Below are 20,825 nucleotides of genomic sequence, written 5' to 3' on the forward strand. Positions count from 1 at the left end.
AGGAGCAAATGAACAAGACAGCGTTTTTCGATAGCCTTACGGAACAGAAGCCCGACCCGCTGCTTGAACTGATTGCCAAGTTCGCGGCGGATCCGCGATCCGGAAAGACCGACCTCGGGGTTGGCGTCTATCGCGATGAAACGGGCCACACACCGGTCATGAGAGCCGTCAAGGCGGCCGAGCACCATCTTTGGGAAACCCAAGAGTCCAAATCCTATATCAGCCCTGAGGGCGATCATGCTTTTCTGCGCGCGCTGGCCGGCGAAATCTTCGGTGAACGCCACGGCGGCAAGCCAGTCGCGGGAATTCAGACCCCTGGCGGCACCGGCGCTCTGCGTCTGGCTGCGGAACTGCTTGCCCTCGACAAGCGGCGCAAGATCTGGATGGGCACACCGACATGGGTCAACCATCAGGCGATCTTTGCCGCGGTCGGCCTTCAGGTCGAAACCTATCGCTTCTTTGACATCGGCAAGCAGGCTATTCTCATTGACGAGATGCTGACGACCCTGCGCAACGCAGCATCCGGCGATGCCGTGCTGCTGCAAACGAGCTGCCACAATCCGACAGGCGCAGGATTATCATTGCAGAACTGGCGCGACATCGCCGAGATCGTCGCCGACAAAGGATTGCTGCCGCTCTTCGACAATGCCTATCAAGGCCTCGGTCACGGCCGGGTCGAAGATGCAGCAGGCATGATCGATGTCATCGAAGCGGTCGGCGAGGCGATGGTTGCCGTCTCCTGCTCCAAATCCTTCTCACTCTATCGGGAGCGCACCGGCGCGGTCTATCTCTTCGGCGATCAGCAGGCGCCGTTGAACAAGGGCATCGGCAATCTGGCGAGCTATGCCCGCGCCAGCTATTCCATGCCGCCAGCGCATGGGGCTGCTATTGTTGCCGCGATCCTGCAGGACCCGTCGCGGCGCCAGGCCTGGGTCGATGAACTCAGCGAAATGCGCAACCGCATAGCCGAAATCCGCCGTGCCGCCGCCGAAGCCTTTGCACAATTCCGTCCCGATCTCGCCAATATCACTTCGCAGGAAGGCATGTTCTCCCTTCTGCCGATCGCTCCGGAAAATGTCCGGCAGCTTCGGGCCGAACACGGCATCTACATGCCGGATTCCGGCAGGATCAACGTGGCAGGGATGCGTGTTACGGATGTCGCATCCGTCGCGGAGCGCGTCGGTCCCTATCTTGCCTGAACATACGCCCAAATAGCCCGGCGTTTCGCGTAGAGACGTGATTGCGACGCGCCAATCGGCTCGCCGGCCCGTAGCTTTTGCCGCGCATCCAACTCGGCACAAGCATCCGGATTCCACTGCTGCCCGAACGCTATGCTCTGCCCTTAAGCGGACCGAGCGCGTGTGGGCTCGCGCCTATTGACCTTTTCATACATAAATATAATCTGCGTATATGCAAGATGGCGGTCAGGCTTGGCTGTCACGTCAATAGCCAGATCGAGATCCGGTTTAAGCATGAAGGCATGCCTTGTCCGCGAGGGTCTCGCTACGAGGCATTCTGCCTTTGGGAGGAGTAACTTATGACAAACGACAATCCGGCGCTGCAAAGCGCCGTGCGCAAGGCGACGATTCGTCTCCTGCCCTTTCTGGGCTTGATGCTGATCCTGAATTTTCTCGACCGATCCAATGTCGGCTTCGCCAAGGTGGCTTATCAGGCCGATACCGGTATTTCGGATGCAGCCTATGCCTTCGGCGCCGGCATTCTCTATCTCGGCTACGCCACCTTCGAAGTGCCGAGCAACCTGATCATGCAGCGCGTCGGCGCCCGCCTCTGGCTCAGCCGGATCATGATTACCTGGGGTATCGTCTCCGCCTGCATGGTCTTTGCCCACACACCAACGAGCTACTACATCGTGCGCTTTCTGCTCGGCGTTTGCGAAGCCGGTTTCTATCCGGGCGTTCTCCTCTATTTGACCTACTGGTTCCCCGCCAAGCAGCGAGCGCGCGCCACTGGCCTGTTCTATCTCGGCATTCCCCTATCGCTGGTGATCGGTGCACCACTCTCCGGTTGGCTGCTCACCCATCACGACGTCCTTGGCCTCACCAACTGGCAATGGATGTTTGCGGTCGAAGGCCTGGCGGCAACCGTCGTCGGCATCGCAGCCCTCTTCTTCCTGACGAGCCGCCCAAACGAAGCGAAATGGCTGACGGCGGAGGAGAAAAACGCGCTGAATGCCGTTATCGAGGCAGAAGAGCGCAGTAAGCTTTCCGAAGTGAAGCACTCGGTCTTCAGCGTGCTGAAAGACTGGCGCGTCCTCGCCTTCATCGGCATCTACCTGTTCATCCAGATCGGTGTCGGCCCGATCACCTTTTACCTGCCGGCGCGGCTGGCGCAGGCGCTCGGCGGCGGCGTCAATACCTGGGTCGGCGTGCTGCTCGGCCTACCCTGGCTTTGCGCGCTTTTCGCAACCCGCTTCTTCACCGTCTATGCCGACAAGCATGACAACCATCGCATCGTCTGCATCGCTATGCTGACGGCAGGCACCATCGCGCTAGGAACGATCGGCCTAACGATGAATCCGTGGGTGATGGTGATTGCGGCCTGCATCGCGGTTCCGGGCCTTGCCTCTTCGCAGCCGGTCTTCTGGAGCCTGCCGACCCGCTATCTCGGGGGCGTCGGTGCTGCTAGCGGCATAGCCTTCATTGTCTCGCTCGGCAATCTCGGCAGTTTCGCCTCGCCGCAGATCAAGGCCTATGTTGACGCAGCCACAGGCAATGGCGATATCGGCTTCTACATCCTCGCCGGCTGCTGCTTCTTGTCTGTCGTGCTACTGATCGCGCTCGGCCCGCACCGCCGCTGGATCGTCGACGCCGAGCCGACTGCCAGTGCCAGCCGTTCGCATTGAAGGAAGAGAGCTTTCGATCCTCGCCCCGCGATAGTGAGCGAGGATCGATAGGATGCGGCAAATCCGCCGCGCAACGTTAGCCCGCGACGATCTCTTCCAACGCCAGCGCCGCGCCCAACAGCCGCTCGTCATGGTTTCTCGGCGCCGACAGCAGGAAGCCAACCGGCATGCCTGCTTCACCCGTGCCGCAAGGCAGGGAGACGCCGCACCAATCGAGGAAATTGCCGATTGCCGTATTGCGCAGTGTTCTGCCATTGATCTTTACGAACAGCTCGTCATCCGCCTCCAAGGGGCCAAGCGCCGGCGCAACATGGGCAACCGTCGGATAGGCGATGAACTCGTTTGGCCCAAGCGTGTCAGTCACTTCCTTGACCAGTTGCTTGCGCACTTTGAGTGTTTCCAGATAGCCGACCAGTGTCGTCTTCTCTCCAAGGCGTGTCCGCGCGACAACACGCCGATCCATGAAAGCGGCTTCCGGTCCTGCCAGACGGCGGTGATGCAGCACGAAGGCCTCGGCAGTAACCAGCGGCCCGTACTCAGCCATCAGCTCAAAGAGCCTTTCGAAAGCTGGAAAGGCAGCTCGTCGGATCTTAACGCCAGCGGCGCTCAATCTCGCCAGCGTCGCCTCGAAAGCTGCGAGGACACCATCCTGCGCATCATCCATGACGATATTTGTCGGCACCACGATGGAAAGTCCGGCGGCTTCGGCTCGCTCCACCTCGGGGACAAAGCGCCCACGCATTGCGGCATCGACCCAGATCGCATCCTGGACGCTGCGGCACAAAGGCCCAAGCGAGTCGAGGCTGGTCGACAGCGGAAAGACGCCGTCCATGCTGTAGCGGCCATGGCTTGCCTTATAGCCGACAAGGCCATTGAAGGAAGACGGTATGCGCACTGAGCCGCCCGTATCCGTGCCGATCGCGACCGGCACGAGACCTGCTGCAACCGCGACAGCAGAACCGGAAGACGAACCGCCCGGAATGCGCGCGACATCGATCGCCAGCGGGTTTAGCGGGGTACCGTAATGCGGATTGAGGCCGAGGCCGGAAAAGGCGAACTCGCTCATATTGACCCGACCGACAGCCACCATGCCCGCAGCCTTCAATGCCTTGACGACCTCGGCATCGTCCTGCGCGGGCTTTGCATCCGCAAGCACGATCGATCCGGCTGTGGTCGGCAGGCCGGCGATTGCAAACAAATCCTTCCAGGCGACCGGAATACCATCCAGCAGCCCGCGCGAACGCCCCTCGCGCAGCCGTCGGGACGAAGCCGCCGCCTCTTCCTTCGCGCGCGTTTCCAACAGCCGTGTGAAGATCGCCTGATCCTTGTAGGTCCGGATCGCATCGAGGGTCTCCTCGGCCAGCGCGACCGGATCGAGACTGCCGGACTGGATCAGGACCGAGAGTTGGGCGATCGATTTGCCGAGATGTGTCTGTGTCATAGCCCTTGCTCTCCTCTTCAGCCGACCAGCTGCATCCAGCGGCGCACGAGATAATTGTGCTCATCCATTGTCGTATTCCAGACGGCAATGCAATTGGCGCGCTGCCAATAAGATCCGCCGCTGCGCACCGATCCTTTCCTGATCCGCATCTGCCCATCCGGGCCAGGCAAGTCTTCGGTAGCCGCCGCACCTTCATACCAGTAATCCCATTCCGCCTGGGTCATGAACTGCCGTGAGCGCTGCGGCGTCGAAATGTAATAGCCCTGCCGCGCGACCACAGCACCCGGCCATCCCGAGATCCACCAGTTCAGATAGTCATAGGCGACATCGAGCAGGCGGCCGTTCAAGTGTTTCGAAAGGCAGAGGCCACCATGCCAGGCGCGATAGCCTTCGGCGGGCACGGCCTGTTCGACCGGGACACCCTTCGAATTCAGGATGCCGATACCGGGCGACCACATGCTCTGGACGCTGGTCTCGCCGGCGATCATCAGCCGCGCCGCATCCTCGGCGGTCTTCCAGAAATCCCGGAAAAAGCCGGCCTTCTTGCGCTCCTCAAGGAGATCGATCAGCTGGTCGATCTCCTGAATGGACATATTGCCGATATCGTCGAAGGACATGAGGCCGGCGGCCTGTGCTGCGAGCGCAGCGTCAAATATTCCGATGGCGGGCTCATCCACCAGCGCCACTCTGCCTGCCCAGCGCTCGTCGAAGAGCGCGCCCCAGGAATCCATGCCAACACCATTCGGCGCCAGATCCGTCCGATAGGCGAAACTGTCGAAATTATGCGTCGTCGGCAGCATCGAGATGAAGCGCGACGGCGTATCGCCGAGAGCGAGGTTCGGCTGCACAAAGAGTTTTTTCGCCGGCACATCGCCAAGCCCCATTCGCGGGTTGGGGCCGATATGGCCGGTCTTCGTCAGATCGTTGACCTCATCCCAGAGCACGATGCGCTGCGTGTCCACAGGCTGGATCGCGCGCCAGTGCCAGACGATATCGAGATTGTGGAAGCACTGGTCGTAGATATCGTAGGTTTCCGGCTCGCGGGCCGCCTTGTACTGCGTTGTCAGGAAGTCGTTGTTGTCGAATGTCACGTCGATGCCGAGATCCTCCTGCGCGCGCAGGCGCAGTTCCTCCAGCAGTGAAATCGCTGTGCCGAGTACGCGCAGGCGCGGCCGGCCCTTCAGATGCAAAGCGGGAGCAGACATGCTTTTGGCGACGGATTCATGCTTGTTCATGGAGATCCCAATTGTCTCATCGCGCCGCAGCGATCGGGTAAGACGCGGCAGGCACGCGCGCCAATGTGAAGGCTTCGAAGGAGCGTTTCAAGAGAGTGCCGTCGAGCCCATCCAGGATGAAGACCAGTCGCGAAGCGCGGTCTTCCGAGGGCCATCCGTCCATGTGCACCGGGGTGTGAACCAGATGCTGGACACCATGAACCGCAACCGGGCGCTCCTCACCGCTGAGATTGAGAATACCCTTCACACGCAGCACCCGTTCGCCATGCCGATTGAGCAGCATGGTCAGCCAGAGCCCGAAAGCGGTCCAATCGACAGGCCTGTCTATGACGAGCGAAATCGAAGAAATGGCGGCCTGATGCGGCGCGCCATCCGATGAGACGAGCTGCACTGGCTCCTCGCAGTAAAAGCCGCTTAGGGACAGGCCGCTTGTTGAGATGTTGCTCTGGACCGCGACAAGTGAGGAAAGATCGAGATGCGGATCGGCCGCGATCAGGATCGGGGCATCGGGATTGAGCGTTCGAAGGCGAGCATGGAGGTCGCCTTCACCACGATCGGCCTGAAGATCGGTCTTGGTCACGATCAACCGATCCGCGACCGCTGCCTGCCTGTTGGATTCGATATAGGTGTCGAGCTGACGCAGCCCGTTCACCGCATCGACCGTCGTAAGGACGTTGCCGGCGCAGAAATGGTGCCGAAGTACCGGATCGGCCTTGATGGTCGAAAGCACGGGGAAAGGATCGGCAAGGCCGGTGCTTTCGATGATGACGCGCCGGAATGGTGGCACCAGCCCGCGCTCGCGGCGGGAGTAAAGTTCCTTGAGTGCTGTGGCAAGCTCACCCCGCACCGTGCAGCAGACACAGCCAGAGCGCAGCAGCACCATCTCGCCCTCGACGCTTTCGACGAGATCATGGTCCAGCCCAATCTCGCCGAATTCGTTGATGAGCACGGCGGTATCGGCGAAGGCCGGATCCGCCAGGATGCGCTTGAGCAGTGTCGTCTTGCCGGAACCGAGAAAGCCTGTCAGCAGATTGATCGGCAGGAAGCCGCCCGCCTCAATCGACATGCCGCGCCTCCATCCTTGCGACGAAAGCAAGGTCGAGAGGGTCACAGGGCCGGCCGACGAGCCTTTCGGCCGCCGGCCAGAGATGACCGAGATCCTCGATGATCTCACTCCTGCCTGTTCGTGTCGACAGGACGAAGGAGGCGCCCTGCCAATCGGAGAGGATAAGGCCGAAACCCGAAAGCATTTCGTTGGCGGCACGCACGCGCTCGACTCGCTCACGCCGCCGGTCGAAGCTTGCGTGATTGCGGGTGAAGACGCCTGGCCGTGCCGCGGCATCCGTCCAGTGCTCATTGCCGCCGAGCACGCCGCACAGTGAACACATGGCAATCGCCTCCTTGAGATGCACTGGGTTATTCAGCCTAGCCGGCTATTTCTTGCGCGGAAAGCGGGCTGCGAAATCGTCGGCAATCTCATTCATCGTCACGAACTTGACGCCGGGATGCTTGACCATATGCGCATAGAGCCGCTCCAGCATCATCAGCACCTGCGGCCTGCCGGCGACGTCGGGATGGATGGTGATCGGGAAGACCGCATAATCCATCTCGCGATAGACCCAATCGAACTGATCGCGCCACATCTGCTCGATGTGATGCGGATTGACGAAGCCATGGCTGTTCGGCGATTTCTTGATGAACATCATCGGCGGGAGGTCATCAAGATACCAGGATGCCGGGATTTCGATCAAATCGGTCGCCTGGCCGCGTTTCAGCGGCACCATCCAGTCCGATGGCTTGCGGGAATAGTCGATCTTCGTCCAGCTATCACCGACGCGCACATAATAGGGCGTGAAGTCATTATGCATCAGCGAGTGATCATACTTGATGCCGCGCTCCAGAAGCAGCTCATTGGTCACATTGGAGAATTCCCACCACGGTGCGACATAACCGGTCGGGCGCTTGCCGGAAAGCTTGGTGACCAGTTCGATGCACTTGTCGAGGATTTCCGTCTCCTGCTCGCGCGTCATGGCAATCGGGTTTTCATGGCTATAGCCATGGATGCCGATTTCATGGCCGGCATCGGCCACGGCCTGCATCTGCTCCGGGAAGGTCTCGATCGAGTGGCCGGGAATGAACCAAGTCGTCTTGATGCCGAAGCGTTCGAAGAGCTTCACCAGACGCAGACTGCCGACTTCACCGGCAAAAAGGCCTCTCGAGATATCGTCAGGCGAATCCTCGCCGCCATAAGAGCCGAGCCAGCCGGCGACGGCATCGACGTCGACGCCAAAACTGCACAAGATTTCCTTTGCCATGGGATGACCTCCTTCGATTTAAATTTCTGTAATCAATGAGCTGGGATGACGGTCGCGTCGGCCGGATCCCAGGTAAGCATGACCTCGGTGCCTGGGAGAAAGGCGCCGGGCCGGTATTTGTCGACATGCGCTTCCAGCGCCAGACCTCGGCCATCAGGCAGGCTGATGCCGATCTTGGAGATATGGCCGACCACGTCGAAGCGCTCGACGCGTGCGCCGACCACATTGCCGCCGAAAGCTCGGGCGAGATTTTCGCGCGCCGAGCCGCCCGCCGCATGAACCTCGATCGCCTCCGAGGGGATGACGATATTGACCTTGCTGGAGAGGCCGCCATTGGCGCAGCCCGACAGCGTGCCGAACGCGGTCGAGACAAGGGTGCTGTCTGCCTGCGTGCCGGCAACCTCGCCTTCGAAGATGGTATTGCGGCCGATGAATTGCGCCACGAATGGCGTATCGGGACGCGTATAGAGCTGAGCCGGCGGACTGATCTGCTCCACCCTGCCCTGGTTCATGACGACGATGCGGTCGGACAGCGCCAGCGCCTCGGACTGAGCGTGCGTGACGAAGACGAAGGTGACGCCGAGCTTCTTCTGCAGCAGTTTCAGCTCATTCTGGATGGCCTTGCGCAGATTGGCATCCAAAGCACCCAGCGGCTCGTCGAGAAGCAGCACATCCGGCTCGACGACAAGGCCGCGGGCAAGCGCGATGCGCTGGCGCTGGCCGCCGGAAAGCTTGTCCGGCTTGCGATCGGCAATATCCTCCAGCCCGAGAGTCGCGAGAATACGATCGACCCGGGCATCCCGTTCGGCCCTCGCCATGCCCTTGACCTCAAGACCATATCCGACATTCCGCCGGACGGTCATGTGCGGGAACAAAGCATAGTTCTGAAAGATCATCGATGTCGGCCGCTTCTGCGGCCGGACATCGTTCATGCGCTCGCCCTTGATCATCATGTCGCCGGAGGAAATGCTTTCAAAGCCGGCGATCATGCGGAGCGTCGTCGTCTTGCCGCAGCCCGACGGACCGAGGAAGGCGATGAATTCGCCTTTCCTGATCGACAGATTGAAGTCGATGACCGCGGGCGTGCCATTGTCATAGACTTTGCCGACATCGATGAGTTCCAAGTCATATATCATGGGAGATCTCCGGGCGTGGACGAGGAGGCGGACATCGCCTCCCCGCGCGGCATAGGATAGCTGGCAGCAGCCATCGGATCAGGCATTGAGGAATTCATCCCACTTCTGGACGAGATGGTCGTATTCATCCGGCCACTGGTGCCAGTAGGCAACGTTCTTGGCGCGTTCCGCCAGCGAGCCGCCGTCGCGCAGGTCGCCTTCCTTGATGCCGCGCTCGGCAGCACCGACCCAAGGCTTGCCCTCGTACCAGAAGGCATACTTATCCGGCGCCATGACCTTCTGGATATTGGTCGACGGCGAATAATAGCCCTGTTCCGAAACGGTGATGCCGGGCTCGCCCGAGAGCCAGTAATCGGCATAGGCGATCACGGCTTCCTTGTTCGGCGTGCCTGCGATCATCGACGGGCCGATCGCCCAGCCACGATAGCCTTCCTTCGGCACGGCATATTTGCATGCCTTGCCCTGGGCTTTGACCGCCATGACAGCCGGCTGCCAGGCGTCGCAGACGACCATCTCGCCCGATGCCATCAGATTGACCAGCTCGCCGAAGTCACCCCACAGAGCGCGGAACTGCCCGTCCTTCTTCTTCGAAACGAGGAACTTCGCCGCTTCGTCGATCTCGGCCGTGCTCGGATTGCCGGGATTCTTGACGTTCAGAAGGCCAAGCGTGTTCATGGCCATGATCGCCTGACCGAAGGCGATCAGCGGATCGGTATTGAGGCCGGACTTGCCCTTCCACTTCGGATCGAAGATCGCCGACCAGGTATTGGCTTCCTCCGCGGAGAGAACGTCCGGATTGTAGCCGATGGAATCGTAATTGTAGACCGCAGGCACCATGTTCAGCGTGGTCTTGGCGTCATCGGCCCAGATCTGGCCGACGATCTGTTGCTTCGGCTCCCACTTGTCGGAGGGCGTGGTGAAGGTATCGCGGATATTGGCCCAGTTCTTCAAGGAAGCGGCCGGAACCGGCTCGACATTGTTGGTCATGACGATCGAGGGCAAGCGCTCACCGATGATCTCCCAGCAATCGTAATCCTTGGAGCCGGACAGGATCTTGGTCTGTGCGTCCGGAAAGGTCGCCGCTGTACCCGAGGTCTGGCCGACGCCGCTCACCTTGCGGAATTCATCAAGGATACGCTCCTGGACCGTGACCGAGAGACCGATGGTGCGCAACTGTTCCTTGGCAAGGTTCGCAGCCTGGGCGTAGGCCGCTCGCGACGACAGAAAAGGCGTTCCGCCCCCGATCGCGAGCGCCATCACGCCGGCGGAGTGCTTCAACAGAGAGCGTCTGTTCATTTCCATCTTGGACATATCTGTTCTCCAGTGCTGATTGCTGTTCCCTTGTGCCCTTTGCGGGCCTGCTTCATTGCCGTATCGCCCTTCATCCGGTCGGTGCCGGGACGATGGCGATCAGTACCGCCCCACAAGGAGGCCGCCATCCACGACCAGAACCTGGCCGGTCATGTATCTCGCGCCCTTCGAGGCGAGGAATGCGATCACGTCGGCGATGTCTTCCGGCTCACCCAGCCGGCCCATCGGAATGAACTCGGCGGCCTTCTCCGCGCCTGCTGGGCCGAGCGAATTTTCTTCCGAAAGAAGCTGGGCTGTGCGGATATAGCCCGGCGCAATGCCGTTGACCCTGATGCCGTCCTTCGCCAGCTCGACGGCGAGCCCGCGCACCAATCCCACGACCCCGGATTTCGCCGCCGAATAATGGACATGCTCGTCCCAGCCATAGGCGACGCCCATGATCGAGGAGAGCGCGACGATACTGCCCGATCCGCGGGCACGCATGCCGGGTACCGCGGCACGCACCAGCTTGAAGATACCCTTCAGGTCGACATCCATGGTCAGGTCCCATTTGTCGTCGGTGAGCTTCTCAAGAGGTGTGCGATGGGCGATGCCGGCATTGGCGACGATGACATCGATCTTGCCGAAGCGTGCCTCGACATTGGCGACAAGCCGGTTGGCGGCCTCTGTCGAGCGGACGTCGTAGAGATGGAATTCGGCAGAGCCGCCGCTGGTGAGGATGTCGCGGACGGTCTCCTCACCTTCCTTTTCGAGAATATCGGTGACGACGACATGGTCGCCGAGCGCTGCAAACGCCTTTGCTGTCGCTTGGCCGATACCGATGCCCGCACCCGTGACGATGACCACCCGCTTTTCCCAACTATCCATCTGCTTGTCTCCCTCAGAGCATCACATCGCCGGAATTCGGCCCAAGCGTCTGGCCGACGAAAAGGCTCGCTGCCGGCGACGCCAGAAACGCCACGGTCGCCGCCACCTCTTCCGGTTCGCCGAAGCGGCCGAGCGGCAGTTCGCGCTTCTTACGTTCGCGCCATTCTTCGGAAAGACCCCGCACCAGCGGCGTGTTGATCGGCCCCGGCGCTACGGTGTTGACGCGCACTCCGCGGCTGGAAACCTCGCGGGCGAGTGCCTTGGTCATGCCGATGATCGCCGCCTTGGCGCCGGAATAGTGGACCAGCTCGACACCGCCGATCTGCCCGAGCTGGGAGGCGACGTTGACGATGACGCCCTCGCCTCGCGCCAGCATCGACGGCATGACGGCCTTGGTCATCAGGAAGGTGCCGCGCACATGCACCGCAAACATCCGGTCGAAATCCTCAAGCTCGAGGTCTTCGAATGCTGCCTGATGCGCAATACCGGCATTGTTGACGAGAAGGGCGACGTCGCCGTGCGAGGCCTTGGCAGCCGCATGGATAGTCGCCACATCCTCGGGCCGTGCGACGTCGCCGGCGATCGCGGTTGCCACACCGCCCGCCTTGGTGATTTCCGAGGCAACAGTCTCGGCCCGGTCGCCCGAGAGATCGTTGACCAGAACAGCATAGCCGTCGGTGGCAAGGCGCAGCGCAATGGCGCGGCCGATACCCGAGCCGGCGCCGGTGACGATGGCAGAGAGGGGAGCGGAGATCGTGGCGGATGCCTTCTCAGCCATCACGCGTCCTCCTGGATGGGGACGCGCTTGGCGCGCCTGACCGACAGACCCATCAGGATCGCGTAGGTGCCGAGAAGCGCGAAGGAAAACAGCGTGGTCAGCACCCCGAAAGCGAAAACGTTCGGATGCACCTCGACGGAGAAGGTGCCGTAGATGGCAAGCGGCAGCGTCAGCTCGCGGCCGGAAGCAAACAGGGTGCGTGAGAACTCGTCATAGGAAAGCGTGAAGGCAAAGAGCATGGCCGAAAGCACGCCCGGGAAGATCAGCGGAAAAGTGACCTTGCGGAAGGTGCGTGCCGGCGTGACGCCGAGCGACCATGAGGCCTCCTCCATGCTCGGATCGAACCTGTTGAAGATGGCGAGCATGACGAGGAAAGCAAAGGGGAAGGTGTAGACGACGTGCAGGACGAAGGCCGTGCTCCACCAGTGACGATCGATGCCGAAGGCGTTGGCGACAAGCGCCATGCCGAGGCCGACAAGCACGCCCGGCACCATCATGCCGAGAACGATCAGATAGAAGGCGACGCCCGAGCCGCGGAACTTGCGGCGAAAGGCCTGGGCGGACATGACGCCGAGCACCGTCGAGACGATCATGGTCATCAGCGCCAGAAAAAGCGAGCGGATCAGCGCCTGATCGATCGGCAACGGTGCGATGCGCGACGGCGGCGTGAGACCGAAGAGATGCCGATACCAGTAGGTCGACCATTCGATGATCGGAAATTGCGGACCGCCCTCTGGACCGGTCTGGAACGACAGGATCGCCAGGACGACGAGCGGTCCGTAGAGGAAGATCAAAAAGAGGGTCGTATAGACGCCCAGGCCAAGCTTGATGCCGCCGGCATTCATGATCAGAGCTCCTTTCTGAGGTCGACGACCTTGAGCAGGGCTGCGACAACAGCTCCCATGATGATCGTCAGGACAACGCCGGCGACCGCGGCAAAGGCCCATTTCAGCGAGCCGACCTGCGTGACGATGATATTGCCGAGCAGATTGACCTTGCGGCCGGACAGGGCAGCGGACGTCGCGAATTCACCGAGAACCATGACGGAGACGAAGATCGCGCCGACCACCACGCCCGGCATGGACAACGGCAGGATGATGGTGCGGAAGATGCGCCAGAAGCCGGCACCGAGATCCTGCGCCGCCTCGATAACGGAGGCGTCGATGCGACCCATCATGAAGGCGATCGGCCCGACCATGAAGACGCAGTAGATCTGTGTCATGCCGATGATCACGGACAGCTCCGAAAACAGCAGCACCTCTATCGGCTGCTGCACGATGCCGAGCTTCATCAGGATCATGTTGATGGCGCCCTCGGTGCCGAGCATCGGCCGCCAGGCAAGCACACGGATCAGGAAGGAGGTCCAGAACGGGATGACGCAGAGCACGAGCAACACGGTCTGCAGCGTCTTGTTCTTGATGAGAAGCCCGACGAAGAGCGCCGCCGGATAGCCGACAATAAGCGTCGATACCAGCACCAGCAACCAGATGCGGATCGTCGTCCAGAGCGCGCCGAGATAGGTGGGGCTCGTCAGGAAGGTGACCCAGCTCTGCAACGTCAGTGTCGGCTCGATCTTGAAGGTCGTCTGCGTCCAGAAAGAAACATAGACCATCATCAGCATCGGCAGGACGAGGAAGGCCACCATCCAGATTATGCCCGGCGCCAGAAGCCAGAATGTCTTGCTCGATCTTCGGCGCACAGTCGCGCCTTCCTGCACGGCTTCCTCTGATGTCGCGACCATGGTCATCTCTCGCTCTCCTTGGAGGGTCCGGCGGAAGGGTTGGAAAAAGTCACATCAGCCGAAGACAAGGGCATCCTCCTTCTTCCAGACGAGCGCATAGCGATCCTTTTCGACAAAGGCCGGCGGGCGGGCATGGCTCAGATGAGATTCGACCTCGAAGACGTGGCCGTCATCGAGCGCAAAGAAGGAGTTGACCGCCGCACCGGAATATTCGCTGGCGATGAAATCCGCCTCGATGCGCACTTCGTCATCCGAGAGCACCGCATCGCGGGAGCGGATCGAAACGCGGTCGTAGCGGATCGCATAAGCCGGCTGCAGCGCTTTTCGGCGCGATCCATTCAGAGGGAAGCGGCCGGCCGGTCCGATAAAAGCATCCTCGACGACATTGCCGGCAAAGAGATTGTAGCAATTGAGAAAGCGGGCGACCGAGGCCGTTGCCGGGCTGTTGTAGACCACATCCGAGGCGGCGGCCTGCGCGATGCAACCGCGATCGAGCACGAGTACGAGATCTCCCATCGCCAAAGCTTCGCTCTCGCTGCCCGTAACATGCAGGAAGGTCACGCCGCAGCGCTCGCGGATGATCTTGAGTTCGCTGCGCATACGGCCGCGCAGATTAGCGTCAAGCGCACCGAGCGGTTCGTCCAGCAGCACCATCTTCGGCTCCGTCACCAGTGTACGTGCCAGGGCGACGCGCTGGCGCTGCCCACCCGAGATCTGCGTGACGGCGCGGTCATCAAACCCCTTGAGGCCGACCAGCGACAGCATGTCCTGGACCTGCTTTGCCAGCACGCGCGCATCCGTCACCGGATCGATCTTGCGATTGCGCAGGCCGAAGGCAACGTTTTCAGCAACGGAAAGATGCGGAAACAGAGCGAAGTTCTGAAAGACGAAGCCGATGCCGCGATCATGCGGCTCGACGCCATCGAGCCGTTTGCCATGGAAGAGGATCGAGCCGGCATCCGGCTCCTCGAAGCCGGCAATGACGCGCAGCAGTGTCGTCTTGCCGGAGCCGCTCGGGCCTAGCAGCGAGATATAGGCATTGTCGGGCAAAGAGAAATCTATCCTGTCCAGCGCGGGCGCCGCGCCATAGGCCTTGGTGACTTGACTAAGCTGAAGAACGGTCGACACCGAATTCCCACCAGTTTCAAGGCAAGGACCATCCTTCGGGCAAAGTTCCGCCTTCGCCCGGATCACAAGTATCCGGACCTTCAGACGTCTGCCTGCGTTCGCGCATGATCACATGCGCGTCAAAGAGATGTTCCTTGGCGTTTCAAAGAGTTCCACCTGCGGCGCTTCTGACGAGCACCTTGATGATGAGCATTACATAAATGATTTTTGTATTCAATAGACTTTTTCGTGAAAATGCCGAACCCAGAAACACGAGCTAAACGAGGGCGACCGGCGGAAGGCGGCGATGCTGGCGAGCACCCTCGCCTCCGCGCAAAATTGGCAATAAAGGAGCCATTACGGACGCCAAAGCGTGACGCGCCGCACCCGGACAACATTCAGAAAATAGCGCCAATCGCGGCGCCATGGGTCAACAACCAGCGAAAAGAGATTCACCGCGCTCGCGTATAAAACATATTTTGTATTCAATAGTCATTTATTTTTGCGCTATGTTAGAATTACAAAACGCGTAAGAGTGAGGCATCAGAACGACGTGAGTCCATTGCATCAGATGATCGAAAACCGTGCGCGCCCCAATGCGCAAAAGCGCTACGAGATCGCCGAGGATGTTCTGCGTGGCAATATCGAGGACAACACGCTGCCGCAGGGCGTGGTGCTGCTCGAAGGACCGATCGCCGACATCCTGCAGATTTCGCGCGCGCCCGTGCAGAGGGCGCTGCAGACGCTGGAGAGCGAAGGTCTGGTGCATCGCTTCAACGGACGCGGCTATCTCGTCGGCCCCGCCGGACAAGGCATCGAACCGAAGCGCACCGATATCAAGACCCTCGGCCTGACCATCCCGCGCCACGCAGACGAAGCCTTGCAGAGCCGCGCCTCCTGGGAACGCATCTACAATACTGTCGAGGCCGATGTCGCCGGCTGCGTCGTCTTCGGCCAGTACCGCATCATCGAGATCGAGCTCGCCGACCATTTCAACGTCAGCCGCACCGTCGTCCGCGATGTGCTGACGCGCCTGCGCGAGCGTGGCCTCGTGCGCAAGAACCAGTCGTCCCATTGGATCGCCGGCCCGCTGACGGCGCAGATGATCAAGGATCATTACGGCCTGCGCGGCATGCTGGAGCCGCAGGCGCTGGTCGCGGGAGCCAGCCGCGTCGACCGGGAGCGGTTGAACGATTTGTTTCTGCGCCTTTCCGATCTCGAACGACACGAACCGGCGGATCATCTTGCGGCGCTGGAAGCTATCCATGCCGACTTCATCGACATCTGCATCCTTGCGACGCCGAACGAGCGGCTGAAGGAATCCATCCGCAATAACCTGCTGCCCGTCACGGCGACGGAGCGATTGCTGCGGCGCCTCGGCTTGCCCGGAGATCCCGCCATCATCACGGAGCTCCGCCTGATCGCGGAACTGCTTCTGCGCGGTGCCGTCAAGGCGGCGGCGGCGATGATGGAAAACCATCTCGAAGCCTCCGTCGACCGCACGATCGCGCAGATGAAAATCGTCGCGATCATCCCCGGTCCCGGCGTGACGGCTGCTTATCTCACCCGCGTTCTCGAGTAAGATGCAGGCGATCCCTGACCTATGCCATCTGTGCTGGAAACGCGGGATCGAAGGGGCAGCCATCCGCTTGATCCCTTACGCCAGAGCAGCACGAAGGCGCGCAAGCAATGCTTGCCGGCCCGCCCGCGCCGCTAGTGCCTGATCCATGGTGACCTCCACGAATTGCGTCGGCGTATGCGGCTGCAGTTGCGCGATCAGATCCATGTCGGCCGAGATCACCGTTCCCAGCATGAAATAGCCGCCGCCGGAGACAGCATCGCGATGCAGAATGATCGGCTCCGTTCCGCCCGGCACCTGGATCGAGCCATATGGATAGCAGCTGTCAACGATATTCGACGGATCCGAGCCTGCACCGAAAGGCTGTTTGCGCTCGACGAATTCGAGCTTGCGACCGCCGCGGAAGCGATACCCCATGCGATCGGCCTCCGGCGCAACCTTCCATTGGTCGGCAAAGAAGTTGCTCTTCGTTTGCTCTGTCAACCGATCCCAATAGAGCCCGGGCAGAACCCGGAGCTCCGCCGGGGTACCGGGCTTGCGGCGCAGCTCCTCGGCAATGGATAGCCCCTCGTTCTTCATGGAACCGGAGCCAACGGGAAGCTCATCTCCGGCAGCGATAGCCTTACCATTCAGGCCGCCGAGGGCGCCGATCACATAGGTCGACCGGCTGCCCAGCGCTTCGGGAACATCGATGCCGCCCGACACCGCAATGCAGATCCGCGCCCCGGACCTCAGAAAGTCGAAGCTTACGGTCTGCCCTGCCCTGACCTTGAGTGCCGTCCATCCCGGTTGGAGCTCGTCATCGATCCTGACGGGCATGTCGGCGCCGGTAACCGCAATCAGGGCATCGTCGAGAAATTGGAGCTTTGGCCCCATGAAGACGGCTTCGAGACCGGCCGCACCCTCATCATTGCCGACGAGAAGATTTGCCGCCCGCATGGCGTAACGGTCCATGGCGCCGCCAACGGGAATGCCGAGATGAAAATAGCCGGGCCGTCCGAGATCCTGAATCGTGGTGGAAAGGCCGTGATGAAGAACCTTAATGGCCATGCAGCGCGCCCTCCAGCCTGGCGTTGTAGCCGTCTATATCGGCCTGGTATTGCCTGAGATCGAAACTGACGTCGCGGATCGGCGGCGCGAAGCGGCCCTTGTCGACATCCTCGACCGCCTGGTCATAGCCGTCACGATCGATAGGCCGGAATTTCACAATATCGCCGGGACGGAAGAACACCATGAAATCGCGGAGATAGCTCGTCGTTTGCGTGGGGTCGAAGATCGGCATCGGCGTGATGCCGAACATCTGATAGCCGCCTGCCCCGCGCACCGAATAGATGCAGCCGAAGCAGCCGCCGTGTCCCACCGTCAACCGTGGTGTGTCGGTTCGCGGGCGCAGATATTTCGGCACCTCGATCTGCCGCTGCCGCTCCACCATCTGGTACATGAACGGCAGGCCAGCGACGAAGCCGACCATCGAGACGAACCAGGGCGAGCCGGCATGAGCCGAAATAAAGTCCTCGACCGTATCATAGCCATTGATCCTGGTAGCGTAGTCGAGATCGGTCCCCGTCGGCTCCTGATGCCGCTCGCGGAAGCGCATCAGCGTCTCATGCGTCCAGGGATCATTGTAGAAAACAGGGATTTCGACGATGCGGGTGGTAATGACCGGCTCCGCCTTTTCAGCCTCGCCCTCGATTGCCTTGACCTCGCGCAGGAGATCGTCCGGCTTGATTATGTCGGGATCGAACTTGATCTGAAAGGAGGCGTTGGCAGGGCAGATTTCGGTGACACCTTTGATGGCGCTCTCGCGCACCCCCTTGGCCATCGACAGGCTCTTGAAGAAGGCTTCGAGGGACATCTCGTCGCTGCATTCGACGAAAAGATGCTCGTCACCTCCGAGCGTAAAGCGAGCTGGCATCAGGCAACCTCCGCCGATACGCCGTCAACCGCGGCAAAATCGGTCTCCAGCCAGGTTTCGAGAAAACGCGTGTGGAATGCTCCCTTGCGCACGGATGGATCGCGAGCGAGCGCGAGATGCAGAGGGATCGTCGTCGGCAAGCCTTCGATCGTCAGATCGGAAAGAGCGCCGGCCAACCTGTCGAGGCAGGCATCGCGATCCTCGGCCCAGACGATGAGCTTGCCAAGCAGGGAATCGTAGAAGGGCGGCACGGTATAGCCGGCGTAGAGCATTGTATCGAAGCGGATGCCTTCGCCTTCCGGAATCGAGAGCCGCGTCACAGTGCCGGGCGCCGGCAGAAAGCCCCTCGCAGGGTCTTCGGCATTGATCCGGCATTCGATGGCGTGACCGCGCGTCCGGATATCGGATTGCGTCAGTGACAAGGGAGCGCCGCCGGCCACCTTGAACATCTCCTGCACCAGATCGATGCCGGTAATCATTTCGGTTACCGGATGCTCGACCTGGATGCGGGTATTGACTTCGATGAAATAGAACTGCCTGCTATCCTCGTCGTAGAGATATTCGACGGTGCCTGCGCCGCGATAACCAACTTCCGCCGCAAGGGCGACGGCGCTGGCGCAAAGGCGCTGCCTGATGTCATCGGGCAGCGTGGAGGCCTGCGCTTCCTCCCACACCTTCTGACGGCGACGTTGCAGCGAGCACTCACGTTCGAAACAATGGACGAAATTCCGTCCATCGCCGAAAATCTGCACCTCGATGTGGCGGGCGCGGGTGATGACCTTCTCCATGTAGAGGCCGCCATCGCCGAAAGCGGCCGCCGCCTCTGCAGAGGCAAGCGGAAACTGCTCCCTGAGCTCAGCGAGCGACTGCACGATACGTATGCCACGTCCACCGCCGCCGGCGGCCGCCTTGATCATGACGGGAAAGCCGATGCGTTCGGCAATCGCCTCTGCAGCCGCAATATCTGCCACGCGACCATCACTTCCCGGTACTGTCGGAACGCCGGCCCGTTTCGCAATCTCGCGGGCTGCCACCTTGTCGCCAAGCAATCGAATGGCTTCGCCGCTCGGCCCGATGAAGATCATGCCCGCAGCCTCGACGGCATCGGCGAAATCTCCGTTTTCGGACAGAAACCCATAGCCCGGATGAACGGCATCCACGCCCGCGGACCGCGCTGCCGAAAGGATGGCTTCGATGTTCAGGTAGGATTTCTTCGGGGCCGGCGAGCCGATATCGATTGCTGCGTCCGCAAGCTTGACCGCCAGCATGTCGGCATCTGCGGCGCTATGGACTTGCACCGTTCGGATGCCGAGCGCCTTGGCAGCCCTGATAATCCTGACGGCGATTTCGCCGCGATTGGCGATCAGAACGGAGCGGATCGTCATGGGTCCACCTCCGCTATGATCTGGCCGGCCATGACGGGCTCTTCATTATCGACGAGAAAGGTGATGTTCTTGCCATCGAGCCCAGCAGGGATCTGCTGGAAGGTTTTCATGACCTCGATAAGACCGATTGTATCGCTGGCCACAACGGCGTCGCCATCAGCCTTGAAGGGAGGCGTGTCCGGGGAGGAAGCCCGATAGAAGGTTCCCGGAAGGGGTGATCTGATCTCAAGCTTGCTCATGGGACCTCCGCGCTGCGTCGCTGTTCAAAATCTGTGAAACGGGTGCAATCCTGATACCCTCGACAATGAGCGCTTCTCGCATGTGGCGCACGATATCGAGCGCACCCAAAGTATCGGAATGAAAACAGATGGAATCGAAAGTGATCGGAATATCCGCACCGTTGACGGTCCGCACGACGCCTTCGGCGCAGGCTCTCACGACCTTGCGGGCAATTGCCTTGGGGTCGGGGCGACCGACATCCCTGGTAAAGACGATCCAGCCCGTATCGCCATAATCGCGATCGGCGTAGAACTCGCGCACGACAGGCTGGCCCGCCTCTTCAGCAGCAAGGCAAGTGGCCGACCCGTCCATGCAGAAGACGAACATATTCGGCGCCACGGTGCGCATATATTGTATGAATATCTGCGAGAGATCGGCGTTCGCCGCCAATTCCATATAGAGAGCGCCATGCGGCTTCACATGCTGCACGGGCACGCCATAGCGTCTGGCGAACTCGCGCAGCGCACCGACCTGATAGATCAGATCGTTGACGATCTCGCGGCTGGTACCGTTGATCTTGCGCCGCCCGAAGCCCTGGAGGTCATTGTAGCCGGGATGAGCACCGACGCCGACGCCGTGGGCGGCTGCCAGCCGCACGGTCTCGTCCATGAGATTGGGATCGCCGGCGTGAAACCCGGTGGCAATATTGGCCGAACTGATGAGTGAGATAAGCTCCTCGTCATGCGCATCGCCGATCCGCCATCGGCCGAAGGCCTCCCCCATGTCGCAATTGATATCGACAACTTCCTTCAAATGCCTTCCCTCGCACCTGCGCCCCAATGGGACCAATATGTGAACGCTAGAGGCAAAGGCTGCCTTTGAAAAATACAATTTTCAAAGGCATGATATCTGATAAACTGATATCTATGCTTA

General features: G+C 60.8%; 20 protein-coding genes. 3 read left to right on the top strand and 17 right to left on the bottom strand.

Translation table 11 applies throughout. From position 1 onward, the window contains the following. Positions 1 to 8 precede the first annotated feature (8 nt). Together AC13RC_RS19825 and AC13RC_RS19830 are read left to right on the top strand one after the other, a co-directional pair. Complete coding sequence (locus AC13RC_RS19825; protein ID WP_488558204.1) at positions 9 to 1,199, top strand: aromatic amino acid transaminase; 1,191 nt, start codon at positions 9 to 11, stop codon at positions 1,197 to 1,199. A 338-nt stretch (positions 1,200 to 1,537) separates the two neighbouring features. Beyond that, complete coding sequence (locus AC13RC_RS19830; RefSeq protein ID WP_488558205.1) at positions 1,538 to 2,863, top strand: MFS transporter; 1,326 nt, start codon at positions 1,538 to 1,540, stop codon at positions 2,861 to 2,863. Between the two features lie 76 nt (positions 2,864 to 2,939). Here AC13RC_RS19830 and AC13RC_RS19835 read toward each other — a convergent pair whose 3' ends face one another. The 12 genes from AC13RC_RS19835 to AC13RC_RS19890 all read right to left on the bottom strand — a co-directional run bounded on the left by AC13RC_RS19835 (position 2,940) and on the right by AC13RC_RS19890 (position 14,815). Then, entirely contained in the window at positions 2,940 to 4,304 is a 1,365-nt protein-coding gene (locus AC13RC_RS19835) for an amidase (protein ID WP_488558206.1), read from the bottom strand. Positions 4,305 to 4,321: 17 nt separating this feature from the next. Then, positions 4,322 to 5,539 carry an ABC transporter substrate-binding protein gene (locus AC13RC_RS19840; RefSeq protein ID WP_488558207.1) on the bottom strand — a complete coding sequence of 406 codons (1,218 nt, stop codon included), beginning with the start codon at positions 5,537 to 5,539 and terminating at the stop codon, positions 4,322 to 4,324. Between the two features lie 16 nt (positions 5,540 to 5,555). Next, positions 5,556 to 6,605, bottom strand: a complete 1,050-nt coding sequence (locus tag AC13RC_RS19845) for a CobW family GTP-binding protein (protein WP_488558208.1) — start codon at positions 6,603 to 6,605, stop codon at positions 5,556 to 5,558. After that, positions 6,595 to 6,927 carry a hypothetical protein gene (locus AC13RC_RS19850; RefSeq protein ID WP_488558209.1) on the bottom strand — a complete coding sequence of 111 codons (333 nt, stop codon included), beginning with the start codon at positions 6,925 to 6,927 and terminating at the stop codon, positions 6,595 to 6,597. Before AC13RC_RS19850 ends, AC13RC_RS19845 begins: the two co-directional genes overlap by 11 nt. A 45-nt stretch (positions 6,928 to 6,972) precedes the next feature. Beyond that, complete coding sequence (locus tag AC13RC_RS19855; protein ID WP_488558210.1) at positions 6,973 to 7,854, bottom strand: polysaccharide deacetylase family protein; 882 nt, start codon at positions 7,852 to 7,854, stop codon at positions 6,973 to 6,975. A 32-nt stretch (positions 7,855 to 7,886) separates the two neighbouring features. Beyond that, complete coding sequence (locus AC13RC_RS19860; RefSeq protein ID WP_488558211.1) at positions 7,887 to 8,990, bottom strand: ABC transporter ATP-binding protein; 1,104 nt, start codon at positions 8,988 to 8,990, stop codon at positions 7,887 to 7,889. A 78-nt stretch (positions 8,991 to 9,068) separates the two neighbouring features. Then, positions 9,069 to 10,301 (bottom strand): ABC transporter substrate-binding protein, encoded by a 1,233-nt coding sequence (locus AC13RC_RS19865; RefSeq protein WP_113329440.1) that lies wholly within the window; start codon positions 10,299 to 10,301, stop codon positions 9,069 to 9,071. Between the two features lie 99 nt (positions 10,302 to 10,400). After that, complete coding sequence (locus AC13RC_RS19870; RefSeq protein ID WP_488558212.1) at positions 10,401 to 11,168, bottom strand: SDR family NAD(P)-dependent oxidoreductase; 768 nt, start codon at positions 11,166 to 11,168, stop codon at positions 10,401 to 10,403. Positions 11,169 to 11,181: 13 nt separating this feature from the next. Further along, the gene (locus tag AC13RC_RS19875) at positions 11,182 to 11,946 is read right to left on the bottom strand and encodes an SDR family NAD(P)-dependent oxidoreductase (RefSeq protein ID WP_488558213.1); all 765 of its coding nucleotides are present in this window, start codon (positions 11,944 to 11,946) and stop codon (positions 11,182 to 11,184) included. Further along, positions 11,946 to 12,791, bottom strand: coding sequence for an ABC transporter permease (locus AC13RC_RS19880; RefSeq protein ID WP_488558214.1), 846 nt, complete (start codon positions 12,789 to 12,791; stop codon positions 11,946 to 11,948). The genes AC13RC_RS19875 and AC13RC_RS19880 overlap by 1 nt, the downstream gene beginning before the upstream one ends. A gap of 2 nt (positions 12,792 to 12,793) precedes the next feature. Next, on the bottom strand, positions 12,794 to 13,693 hold the full coding sequence (locus AC13RC_RS19885; RefSeq protein WP_145319282.1) for an ABC transporter permease: 900 nt from the start codon (positions 13,691 to 13,693) through the stop codon (positions 12,794 to 12,796). 48 nt (positions 13,694 to 13,741) lie between these two features. Then, entirely contained in the window at positions 13,742 to 14,815 is a 1,074-nt protein-coding gene (locus tag AC13RC_RS19890; protein WP_488558215.1) for an ABC transporter ATP-binding protein, read from the bottom strand. Between the two features lie 550 nt (positions 14,816 to 15,365). Between AC13RC_RS19890 and AC13RC_RS19895 the strand changes: the two genes are divergently transcribed. Continuing rightward, positions 15,366 to 16,376 carry a GntR family transcriptional regulator gene (locus AC13RC_RS19895; RefSeq protein WP_488558276.1) on the top strand — a complete coding sequence of 337 codons (1,011 nt, stop codon included), beginning with the start codon at positions 15,366 to 15,368 and terminating at the stop codon, positions 16,374 to 16,376. Positions 16,377 to 16,451: 75 nt separating this feature from the next. On the opposite strand, the gene AC13RC_RS19900 is transcribed toward AC13RC_RS19895, so the two are convergent. From AC13RC_RS19900 to AC13RC_RS19920, 5 genes are read right to left on the bottom strand one after another with little or no spacing between them, the layout of a single operon-like run. Beyond that, positions 16,452 to 17,423 (bottom strand): 5-oxoprolinase subunit C family protein, encoded by a 972-nt coding sequence (locus tag AC13RC_RS19900; protein ID WP_488558216.1) that lies wholly within the window; start codon positions 17,421 to 17,423, stop codon positions 16,452 to 16,454. Next, positions 17,413 to 18,288, bottom strand: coding sequence for a 5-oxoprolinase subunit B family protein (locus AC13RC_RS19905; RefSeq protein ID WP_488558217.1), 876 nt, complete (start codon positions 18,286 to 18,288; stop codon positions 17,413 to 17,415). The genes AC13RC_RS19900 and AC13RC_RS19905 overlap by 11 nt, the downstream gene beginning before the upstream one ends. Next, the gene (locus tag AC13RC_RS19910) at positions 18,288 to 19,673 is read right to left on the bottom strand and encodes an acetyl-CoA carboxylase biotin carboxylase subunit (RefSeq protein WP_488558218.1); all 1,386 of its coding nucleotides are present in this window, start codon (positions 19,671 to 19,673) and stop codon (positions 18,288 to 18,290) included. Before AC13RC_RS19910 ends, AC13RC_RS19905 begins: the two co-directional genes overlap by 1 nt. Continuing rightward, a complete protein-coding gene (locus AC13RC_RS19915) occupies positions 19,670 to 19,912 on the bottom strand; it encodes an acetyl-CoA carboxylase (protein ID WP_069610146.1) in 243 nt (80 codons plus the stop codon). Before AC13RC_RS19915 ends, AC13RC_RS19910 begins: the two co-directional genes overlap by 4 nt. Continuing rightward, entirely contained in the window at positions 19,899 to 20,705 is an 807-nt protein-coding gene (locus AC13RC_RS19920) for a 5-oxoprolinase subunit PxpA (protein ID WP_488558219.1), read from the bottom strand. The genes AC13RC_RS19915 and AC13RC_RS19920 overlap by 14 nt, the downstream gene beginning before the upstream one ends. Positions 20,706 to 20,825 lie beyond the last annotated feature (120 nt).

It is taken from the genome of Martinezella sp. CNPSo 3890 (assembly GCF_057784455.1).

Coding starts and splice junctions, on each gene's coding strand:
- AC13RC_RS19830 (WP_488558205.1), top strand. CDS start 1,538: ATGACAAACGACAATCCGGCGCTGCAAAGCGCCGTGCGCAAGGCGACG.
- AC13RC_RS19900 (WP_488558216.1), bottom strand. CDS start 17,423: ATGGCCATTAAGGTTCTTCATCACGGCCTTTCCACCACGATTCAGGAT.
- AC13RC_RS19845 (WP_488558208.1), bottom strand. CDS start 6,605: ATGTCGATTGAGGCGGGCGGCTTCCTGCCGATCAATCTGCTGACAGGC.
- AC13RC_RS19915 (WP_069610146.1), bottom strand. CDS start 19,912: ATGAGCAAGCTTGAGATCAGATCACCCCTTCCGGGAACCTTCTATCGG.
- AC13RC_RS19855 (WP_488558210.1), bottom strand. CDS start 7,854: ATGGCAAAGGAAATCTTGTGCAGTTTTGGCGTCGACGTCGATGCCGTC.
- AC13RC_RS19865 (WP_113329440.1), bottom strand. CDS start 10,301: ATGTCCAAGATGGAAATGAACAGACGCTCTCTGTTGAAGCACTCCGCC.
- AC13RC_RS19825 (WP_488558204.1), top strand. CDS start 9: ATGAACAAGACAGCGTTTTTCGATAGCCTTACGGAACAGAAGCCCGAC.
- AC13RC_RS19910 (WP_488558218.1), bottom strand. CDS start 19,673: ATGACGATCCGCTCCGTTCTGATCGCCAATCGCGGCGAAATCGCCGTC.
- AC13RC_RS19840 (WP_488558207.1), bottom strand. CDS start 5,539: ATGAACAAGCATGAATCCGTCGCCAAAAGCATGTCTGCTCCCGCTTTG.
- AC13RC_RS19895 (WP_488558276.1), top strand. CDS start 15,366: ATGATCGAAAACCGTGCGCGCCCCAATGCGCAAAAGCGCTACGAGATC.
- AC13RC_RS19850 (WP_488558209.1), bottom strand. CDS start 6,927: ATGTGTTCACTGTGCGGCGTGCTCGGCGGCAATGAGCACTGGACGGAT.
- AC13RC_RS19860 (WP_488558211.1), bottom strand. CDS start 8,990: ATGATATATGACTTGGAACTCATCGATGTCGGCAAAGTCTATGACAAT.
- AC13RC_RS19875 (WP_488558213.1), bottom strand. CDS start 11,946: ATGGCTGAGAAGGCATCCGCCACGATCTCCGCTCCCCTCTCTGCCATC.
- AC13RC_RS19905 (WP_488558217.1), bottom strand. CDS start 18,288: ATGCCAGCTCGCTTTACGCTCGGAGGTGACGAGCATCTTTTCGTCGAA.
- AC13RC_RS19835 (WP_488558206.1), bottom strand. CDS start 4,304: ATGACACAGACACATCTCGGCAAATCGATCGCCCAACTCTCGGTCCTG.
- AC13RC_RS19880 (WP_488558214.1), bottom strand. CDS start 12,791: ATGAATGCCGGCGGCATCAAGCTTGGCCTGGGCGTCTATACGACCCTC.
- AC13RC_RS19885 (WP_145319282.1), bottom strand. CDS start 13,693: ATGACCATGGTCGCGACATCAGAGGAAGCCGTGCAGGAAGGCGCGACT.
- AC13RC_RS19870 (WP_488558212.1), bottom strand. CDS start 11,168: ATGGATAGTTGGGAAAAGCGGGTGGTCATCGTCACGGGTGCGGGCATC.